This window comes from Cecembia lonarensis LW9, from assembly GCF_000298295.1.
Taxonomy (GTDB): domain Bacteria; phylum Bacteroidota; class Bacteroidia; order Cytophagales; family Cyclobacteriaceae; genus Cecembia; species Cecembia lonarensis.
In genome coordinates, this window is record NZ_AMGM01000134.1 from 1 (window position 1) to 7,877 (window position 7,877).

At 41.2% G+C, this 7,877-nt stretch carries 8 protein-coding genes and 1 pseudogene; 6 read left to right on the forward strand and 3 right to left on the reverse strand.

Annotated features, from left to right (window positions below; genetic code table 11):
- The 3 genes and pseudogenes from B879_RS19850 to B879_RS19860 form a co-directional block, all read left to right on the forward strand.
- Positions 1 to 768 (forward strand): annotated as a pseudogene (locus tag B879_RS19850) (SusC/RagA family TonB-linked outer membrane protein); the annotation flags it as partial.
- Between the two features lie 18 nt (positions 769 to 786).
- Positions 787 to 2,379 carry a SusD/RagB family nutrient-binding outer membrane lipoprotein gene (locus tag B879_RS19855; protein WP_009187018.1) on the forward strand — a complete coding sequence of 531 codons (1,593 nt, stop codon included), beginning with the start codon at positions 787 to 789 and terminating at the stop codon, positions 2,377 to 2,379.
- 55 nt (positions 2,380 to 2,434) lie between these two features.
- Entirely contained in the window at positions 2,435 to 3,262 is an 828-nt protein-coding gene (locus tag B879_RS19860) for a tyrosine-protein phosphatase (protein ID WP_238542177.1), read from the forward strand.
- 75 nt (positions 3,263 to 3,337) lie between these two features.
- On the opposite strand, the gene B879_RS19865 is transcribed toward B879_RS19860, so the two are convergent.
- The 3 genes from B879_RS19865 to B879_RS19875 all read right to left on the reverse strand — a co-directional run bounded on the left by B879_RS19865 (position 3,338) and on the right by B879_RS19875 (position 6,110).
- A complete protein-coding gene (locus B879_RS19865; protein ID WP_009187020.1) occupies positions 3,338 to 4,180 on the reverse strand; it encodes a DUF4349 domain-containing protein in 843 nt (280 codons plus the stop codon).
- Between the two features lie 64 nt (positions 4,181 to 4,244).
- Entirely contained in the window at positions 4,245 to 5,690 is a 1,446-nt protein-coding gene (locus B879_RS19870) for an RtcB family protein (RefSeq protein WP_009187021.1), read from the reverse strand.
- Between the two features lie 3 nt (positions 5,691 to 5,693).
- Complete coding sequence (locus B879_RS19875; protein ID WP_040401359.1) at positions 5,694 to 6,110, reverse strand: archease; 417 nt, start codon at positions 6,108 to 6,110, stop codon at positions 5,694 to 5,696.
- 167 nt (positions 6,111 to 6,277) lie between these two features.
- Between B879_RS19875 and B879_RS19880 the strand changes: the two genes are divergently transcribed.
- The 3 genes from B879_RS19880 to B879_RS19890 form a co-directional block, all read left to right on the forward strand.
- Positions 6,278 to 6,883: a DUF2911 domain-containing protein gene (locus tag B879_RS19880; RefSeq protein WP_009187023.1), complete on the forward strand. Its 606-nt coding sequence runs from the start codon at positions 6,278 to 6,280 to the stop codon at positions 6,881 to 6,883.
- A gap of 89 nt (positions 6,884 to 6,972) precedes the next feature.
- On the forward strand, positions 6,973 to 7,443 hold the full coding sequence (locus tag B879_RS19885; RefSeq protein ID WP_009187024.1) for an SRPBCC domain-containing protein: 471 nt from the start codon (positions 6,973 to 6,975) through the stop codon (positions 7,441 to 7,443).
- Positions 7,444 to 7,513: 70 nt separating this feature from the next.
- On the forward strand, positions 7,514 to 7,877 hold a 364-nt coding region (locus B879_RS19890), incomplete at its 3' end, for a transposase (protein WP_040401360.1).

Here is a 7,877-nt window from a genome sequence, read left to right on the forward strand (position 1 = left end):
GACAGAACAGACAGAATTTTCACCACCGATCTCCAAAGAACACCTCAAGGAGAAGTTATCCATGACTCAAGAGGTCTACCACTAAGAGGCCCTTCTGGAATTTTGGGAAATCAATTCGTGGGCAATGGTAACAATAGCTTTGCTTGGGGTATTCAAAATACATTCAGCCACAAAAACTGGATTTTTGGATTTCAGTTTGATGGTAGAGTAGGTGGGGTATTATTGAATGATCTGTGGCAAATTGGAATCAGAAATGGTGCTGATTTTACCACTGGAGGAAATTCCCCATTTGGTATTGCCAGAAGACAGGAATGGGAAAGCTTCAGGGACAATGGTGTAGTTACCCCAGCCTTCAATGGCGGAGGTGTTATCTTGGTAGAAGGAACACCACGATTCGGAGATGATGGTAGAATCAGCAATTTTGATGAATTGACTTTTGTTCCAAATAATGCAAATGCTACCGTACAAGATTATGCCATTGCCTTGTCAGGATTTAATGGACCATATATTCAAAGTAGATCCTTTACCAAATTGAGAGAACTTTCCATTGGTTATACCTTACCATCCACCATCACCAATAGATTGGGAATAAGTTCAGCTACCTTCTCTTTAGTGGGCAGGAACCTATTCCTGTGGTCTGAAAGAACGGACATTGATGTGGACCAATACATTTCTGGCTCCTTTAGACCTTCAGAGGACATCAACAACCCTTTCCTACAATCACCTGGTATCAGGAATTTCGGTTTCAATCTGAACATTTCACTTTAATTAAAAAGAACAGAAATCATGAAAAAAATATATTTAAGAGTTCTGGCATTAATGGTATTGTTTACTGCTATAAGCTGTCAGGACATGTTTGAGGAGTTTCCTAACAACCCTAATGTGGCCGGAGAAAATGATCCGGTACCACCGGCGTTTATCTTTAGGCAATTGTTGGTGAATGTCGCCAGAGGTGCCGACTTGGCAGAAAATGAACCCTTAGTGGGATTGTTGAGCAGATTAAACCAATTCACCACCGGGTTGACTTTCCCCCTATATGGTGGCAGTAATCAGTACAATTGGACGGATACAGGTAATTCTTATCCTTGGTTAAGAAATATTATCAGGCTCGAAAAAAGTGCTGAAAGTGCTTTGGGTCCTGAAAGAAACGGGTATCTGGCCATATCAAAATTTTTGCGCGCTTATACCTTCGTTTGGTTGACACAAAGAGTAGGAGATATTCCCATGATGGAGGCTGGTCAAGGATTGGAAAACCTGACCCCAAGGTTCGATAGCCAAGAAGAAGTTTATGCTGCGGCATTGGCTTTATTGGAAGAGGCAAATCAGGATTTGGCAGCAATCATTGCTGATGCTACCTCTGCACCTATTGACGGAGATATTTTCTACAATAATGATTTAAGAAAGTGGAGAAAAGCGGTTAATTCCTACAAGTTACGGGTATTGATCAGTTTAAGTAAAAGGGCTGATGACACTCCTTCTTTAGCTATCAAGCAAAGGTTCCAACAAGTCCTGGATAACCCGGACCAATTTCCCATTTTTGAGGGAATTGATGACAATTTGAATTTCGTGTTTATTCCAGTGTTCAATAGGTACCCAACACAGTTTATTTTACTTTATCCAAATGAAACTACGATTTCTGAAACCATCTTGGAATTGATGACCAAAAATGAAGATCCAAGAACTTTTATTGTTGCAACCCCCACCCCTTTTGCTATTAATGTAGAGGGCAGATCAATAGATGATTTCAATGCTTACAGAGGTGCTGATAACAGCAGACCACAAAATGATTTATTTGCAGAATCTTTAGGTCCTGAGGGGAAATTCTCTTATATCAACTATATCCGGTACCTCCAAGGTCCAGATGTGATCCCCGAACCCAATATTTTAATTGGATATTCTGAAATGTGTTTGAATATCGCAGAAGCTATCAACAGGGGCTGGGTACAAGGCAATGCGGAAGAATGGTATCTACGTGGAGTACAAGGTTCTTTAGATTTCTATGGGTTAAGTCAAGGGTCCACGGTCACAGTTGGTGATGTCAATGGGGTTCCATTTGGAGATGTTTCTGTAGATGTAAATAGATTCTTAGAAAATATTGCCTATAAAGGGAACAACCAAGAAGGACTAGAGCAAATATTGGAACAGAAATATGTGTCTTTTTGGCAAAACTCTGGTTGGGAGCCCTTATACCAATTCAGAAGAACGGGTATCCCTCAATTTAGGGAAGGTGAGGGAACCAACGCCCAAAGGAGAATTCCAAGAAGGTGGCAATATCCTGTAAGAGAAGTTGACAACAACCGAGAAAATGCCATACAGGCTATCCAAAGACAATTTGGCGGAAATGATGATATTTTCGCAGATATGTGGTTCCTTAGATAATTAAATAAGCATCCCTTAGCAGATTTGTTAAGGGATGCATTTTACAAAAAAAGAAATGATGAAAATAATAAAAGCCCTTTTGAAGGCCCTGTTACTTGTCTTTATTGCTGGCAACCTGCAAGCTCAGATTAATATCGGGATCACCGCCAGTCCCAACTTCCGTGAATTGGGTGGAATTGAAATCAATGATGGAAAAACCATAAGGGAAGGGTTGATTTTTAGATCCGGAAGTTTTTCAAATTTAAGTGATTTGGATGCCCAAAAATTAAAGGCCACTGGACTTAATACCATCATAGATTTCAGGTCTGACTTTGAAATTGAAAGGGAACCGGACTTTATTCCAGAAAGCATGTCTGTCAATTGGATTCATGCCCCTATTGGTAGCTTGGATCAATCAGGTATGGGAAAATTTATGCAAGTCCTCACCAAAGAGGATTTCCAGCAGGAGGATGTGGATCAATTAATGATAGAAGCAAACCTAGGCTTTGTGGAATACATTCAAGACTTTAAACCTTTATTCGACCTGATCCAAGAAGAGGATGCTGTAGTGCTGTTCCATTGCAGTGCAGGAAAAGATCGGACAGGATTGGCTTCCGCTTTATTCCTGCATGCCTTAGGCGCAGACTGGGACACCATCATGGAAGATTTCTTAAGGTCCAACGAAGCCGTAGAAAAAACAGATCTTAGTAAAATGGCCATGTATGGAATTCCCGAAGACAGGGCTAAAGCTTTGATGGGTGTCAAAGCAGTTTATTTAGAATCAGCTTGGTCAGCCATTGAAGAGAAATATGGCTCCGCTGACGCTTTGTTGGCGCAGGAATTTGGCATTGGGCAAGAAGAAAAGGAATTTTTAAGAAGTAAATATCTCGAAAAAAGAGATTGATGATAAGTCAGATCATCCCGGGTTTCCTGAACCCGGGATGACTATTTTTTAAAAATTCTCTTAAAATTCTTGCTTCTATTTTTGTTGCTTTTTTCGGAAATAGCTGATTATTAACCAAATACCCACAGCCAAAACCCCTAAAGGCCACAGCCTTACCAAAGCAAGCAATAACCAAATAAACATGTCCCAACCTCCTTGGAAAGCCTTTGCCAATCTATTGAAAAACGATGGTTTATCAGCTTGTTTTTGGTCCTTCAACTGAAAGAAATACAAATTGATGGTACTGTAATTGATATCCCCTTGCAAGGTTCTAAAACTACGCTCGTAACCTTCAATTTCATTTCTCAGGTCATTTAAATTTCTTTCGATCTCCAACATGTCTTTGATCTGAGTGGCCTTGCTCAACAATTCCCTATAGCGGTTTTCCAAAGCCTTTTTGCTTTCAATCGTGGCATTCAAATCCCTGTAACGTCTTGTCACATCTTCTGCATTGGAGGATTTATTGGTGGTTCTTTTCCCTACAGAAGAAAGGGTATCCATCAAGGCTTCAAATTGAGCAACCGGAACTTTGATGCTCAATTGGTAACTGCTTGAATAATCGTTATTGCTGAAATTCTCCGAATCCACATAGGCATTGAAACGGGGAAGGATATTGCGGATCTTTTGATTGTCATTTTCCAGTTGGACGGATTCAAACTCCATGTTTCCTCTTTTAACCAACATCCTTTGGTTACCTACTGGGTTTTCAAGCTCCTCTGATGGAAAATTTGATGGCTGTTCAGTAGGTGGAACAGCTAAAACTTCCTCAAAATCCTTACCTAAATCGGCCAATTGCCCATTAGCATCTCCAGTGTTTTGACAGGCTCCTACAATGAATAGGAATATGGCGGGCTGAAAAAATAAAAATAGCTGTTTCATTGCTTATCATTTAACATGAAAATTAACATAAATACTTTGAAAAAACTACAATGATAATGACCGATCATCCTTTTATCACTGCCATAGGCCTCAATCTGGCTACCTTTTTGGCTATTCCAGCCTGGTGTACTACCTCTATCACTTCGTCAATATCCTTGTAAGCTATTGGCGCTTCCTCACTTACCCCAGAACGGGAACCCGCACGTACAAAAATATTTCTCCCTGCAAGTTCTTTTTCCAGCTCATGGATGTTGACTGATCTTTGGGCTGCCCTTCTGGACATCCTTCTTCCTGCTCCATGACAGGTGGAACCAAATGATTCCTCCATAGCATGCGCTGTCCCTGCCATCACATAGGAAGCTGTGCCCATACTCCCGGGAATGATGACAGGCTGACCAGTTTGCTTGTAGCAATCCGTCACCTCAGGGTGGCCAGGTCCAAAGGAACGGGTAGATCCCTTTCGGTGGACAATCAATTTCTTCTTTTCTCCATTGACTACATGGTCCTCCACTTTGGCAATGTTATGGGCTACATCATAGACGAGGTCCAATTGGGTGTTTTTTCCTTTAAAAAATTCCTCCCAGGCATTACGGATTTCCCAAGTAATAACTTGTCTGTTGCACCAGGCATAATTGGCTGCTGCTGCCATGGCTTTAAAATACTCCTGGCCCTCCTGAGAATTAAAAGGCACACAGGCCAATTCCCTGTCTGGAACAGAAATACCATATTTTCCCATAGACGCCACCATCACTTTCATATAATCAGATGCCACCTGATGGCCTAATCCCCTGGAACCCGTGTGAATCAAAACGGTTAATCGACCCAATTTTAAGCCGAAAGTAGCAGCAATCTCCTCATCATAGATTTCATCAATATAAGAAACTTCTACAAAGTGATTCCCTGAGCCGATTGTCCCCAACTGATCTATTCCTCTTCTTTTGGCATATTCTGAAACAAATTGTGGGTCTGAATTATCCAATTGCCCCTGAGACTCAATCTTGGCAATGTCCTCCGGTACAGCATACCCTTTTTCCAATGCCCATTGTACTCCCCTTCTCAATACTTCATCCAACTCTTTCTCACTGAGCAGTATATTCCCTCCTTTTCCCACTCCTGATGGAACCTGGGCATAGAGGGCTTTTGCCAAGTCTTCACCTCTTCTCAGCAAATCCTCCCTCTTCAAATGGGACGCCAGTAGCCTCACCCCACAATTGATATCATACCCAATCCCTCCGGGTGAAATTCCCCCATCAGGCCAGGAAGTGGCAGCGATGCCTCCAATGGGAAAACCATAGCCTTCGTGCACATCTGGCATAACAATGGATGCCTTGGTAATTCCTGGCAACATGGCCACATTGGTCAATTGCTCCAGAGATTTATCTCCTCCGATTTCTTCCAAAATCTTTTTAGAGGCATACACCTGTACCGGTACCTTCATCCCCTTTTTGACATGGGTAGGAAGTTCCCAGAGGTAATCACTTTTTTTAACCAATTGATTTTTTAAGTTCATGCTTTATATATCCAAGACAATAATGGTTTCAAATATTCCTGATTCATTGATGATCACATCGGCTTCATGGTAGGTGACTGCCTTGATGTCGTCATCAAAGTCCTCCACCCTGATACCAAAGATTTTGGCGGTCAATTTATGCTCATCTATATAGCCTATCTCCAATTTTAAAAATACTGCTTTTTGGGTATGGGAATACATCAATACTTCATTTAAAAACTCCACCAATAAAGCTGTTATATCCACAGAATCCAGGGAAAATTGTTGAATTTGATCAGCCTTAGCAACACTTTCAAATACTGATGTTTTCAAAATTCGTCCAATACCCTCCATTCCGGCCCTGAAAAGTTCCTCTTGAGTGCTTCCCTGAATTTTCATCCGGATATCCGCTATATGGGGTAAATATTCCACTGTCTTCATCCTTATCAAGTTGATTAATAGTATCTCTGTCAAAAGTTAGCAAAACTCTGACTTAATTGCTGTATTTTTCCCTTTCTATAATATTTTTACCATTCCAAAAATTATCAAAACAAGCGTACCGATTTCTCGTTTTACATTGCGTTACATAAACCCATAAACTACAAATCATGAAAAAACAAAATTTACTATTTATCGGAATTTTCTTTTTGTTCCTTTTTGGCATTCAGGTAGAATCAAAGGCACAACTGCAAGCTCCGGCTGCCAGCCCGGCAGCCTCTGTATCCCAAAATGTCGGGTTCACCAAAATCAGCATTGACTACTCCTCCCCTGCTGTAAAAGGGAGAAAAATCTTTGGCGAAATTGAAAAATACGGCGTGACCTGGAGAGCAGGTGCCAATGCCGCTACCATGATTGAATTCAGTACTCCTGTAAGCATCGACGGTAAAAACCTAAGGGCTGGAAAGTATTCCATTTTCATGACCCCTGAAGCCGATGGAAATTGGACCGTAAGGTTGAATGCTAAGGGCAACTCCGTGTTCAACTACATGAAAGATGGAAAAATTGATGAAGAAGCTTTGGCTAAAGACGATGTGGTGGCCGTTAAGGTAAAAGCTGAACAGCTTCCTGCTGTACAGGAAAGACTGCAATACAGCATCTCTGCAGAAAACAACAAAGTGGCCAAAATCACCATGAGCTGGGAAAATGTAAGTGTTTCCTTCATGGTAGATACCCAAGTGGACCAAAAAATGGAGGCTTTTAAAGCCACATTTTAAAAAATTGTTTTTTTAGAAGTAAGAATAAAGGTGATGGTGACCATCACCTTTATTTTTTTGCGTAAATTCAAATCATCTCCCACCCGCCTATGACCAAACTTTCTATCTCCACCTCCCTTCAGATCAGCAAAACACCGGAAGAAGTGTTTGAAGCGATCATGGACCCTGGCCACATGACCCAATACTTTATCTCCAAAAGTTCAGGAAAAATGGAAGCAGGCAAAACACTGGATTGGGAGTTTCCCGAATTCCCGGGAAGTTTCCCGGTCAGAATCTTATCCGTAAAACCTTATGAATCCATCAATTTTAAATGGGATGGAGATAGCCACCCACTAACTGTAAATATTTACCTTGAGCCCAAAAATGAGGGGAATAGCACCTTGGTCAAGGTGGAAGAAAAAGAAATGGAGGCCAATGAGGAAGGGTTGAACTGGCTTAAAAACAATACGGCAGGATGGGCAAATTTTCTGGCCTGCCTTAAGGCCTATTTGGAATATGGGATCAACCTAAGAAAAGGAGCTTTTGACTTTATGAAACAAGAAAACCTCAAAAAGTTATAAGTGGTTGTATTATAAATAAGGTTATGGCTTGAGATTGTTCATTTAAGTGTGTCTGCTAACTTTACACAAGATGAACAAGAAAAAGACAATTGAGGAGATCTTAAATGATCCTGAGATGAGTGAACGTTTGAAAGAACGTCTTTACAGTAAGAAAGGATTACTGGGAAAGGAGAGTCCGTTTAGTGAGATTTTGCAAGGTATGGTAAATACTCTTCTTGAAGGTGAGATCGATTCATTTCTGACCGAAGAGCGCGCCTCTGGCAATATCAATAAACGGAATGGCAGGACATCCAAACGAGTTGTAAGCGAAGCTGGGTACTTAGATATTTCAACACCTCGGGACCGGAAGGGAGACTTTGAGCCTGAACTGATCGGCAAACGTGAACGTGAACTCAGCAGCGGTCTGGATGATCAGATACTGTCCCTGTATCCCC

Excerpts from the sequence above, each read along its gene's own strand:
- B879_RS19855 (WP_009187018.1), top strand. The coding sequence starts at position 787 with ATGAAAAAAATATATTTAAGAGTTCTGGCATTAATGGTATTGTTTACT.
- B879_RS19860 (WP_238542177.1), top strand. The coding sequence starts at position 2,435 with ATGATGAAAATAATAAAAGCCCTTTTGAAGGCCCTGTTACTTGTCTTT.
- B879_RS19865 (WP_009187020.1), bottom strand. The coding sequence starts at position 4,180 with ATGAAACAGCTATTTTTATTTTTTCAGCCCGCCATATTCCTATTCATT.
- B879_RS19870 (WP_009187021.1), bottom strand. The coding sequence starts at position 5,690 with ATGAACTTAAAAAATCAATTGGTTAAAAAAAGTGATTACCTCTGGGAA.
- B879_RS19875 (WP_040401359.1), bottom strand. The coding sequence starts at position 6,110 with ATGAAGACAGTGGAATATTTACCCCATATAGCGGATATCCGGATGAAA.
- B879_RS19880 (WP_009187023.1), top strand. The coding sequence starts at position 6,278 with ATGAAAAAACAAAATTTACTATTTATCGGAATTTTCTTTTTGTTCCTT.
- B879_RS19885 (WP_009187024.1), top strand. The coding sequence starts at position 6,973 with ATGACCAAACTTTCTATCTCCACCTCCCTTCAGATCAGCAAAACACCG.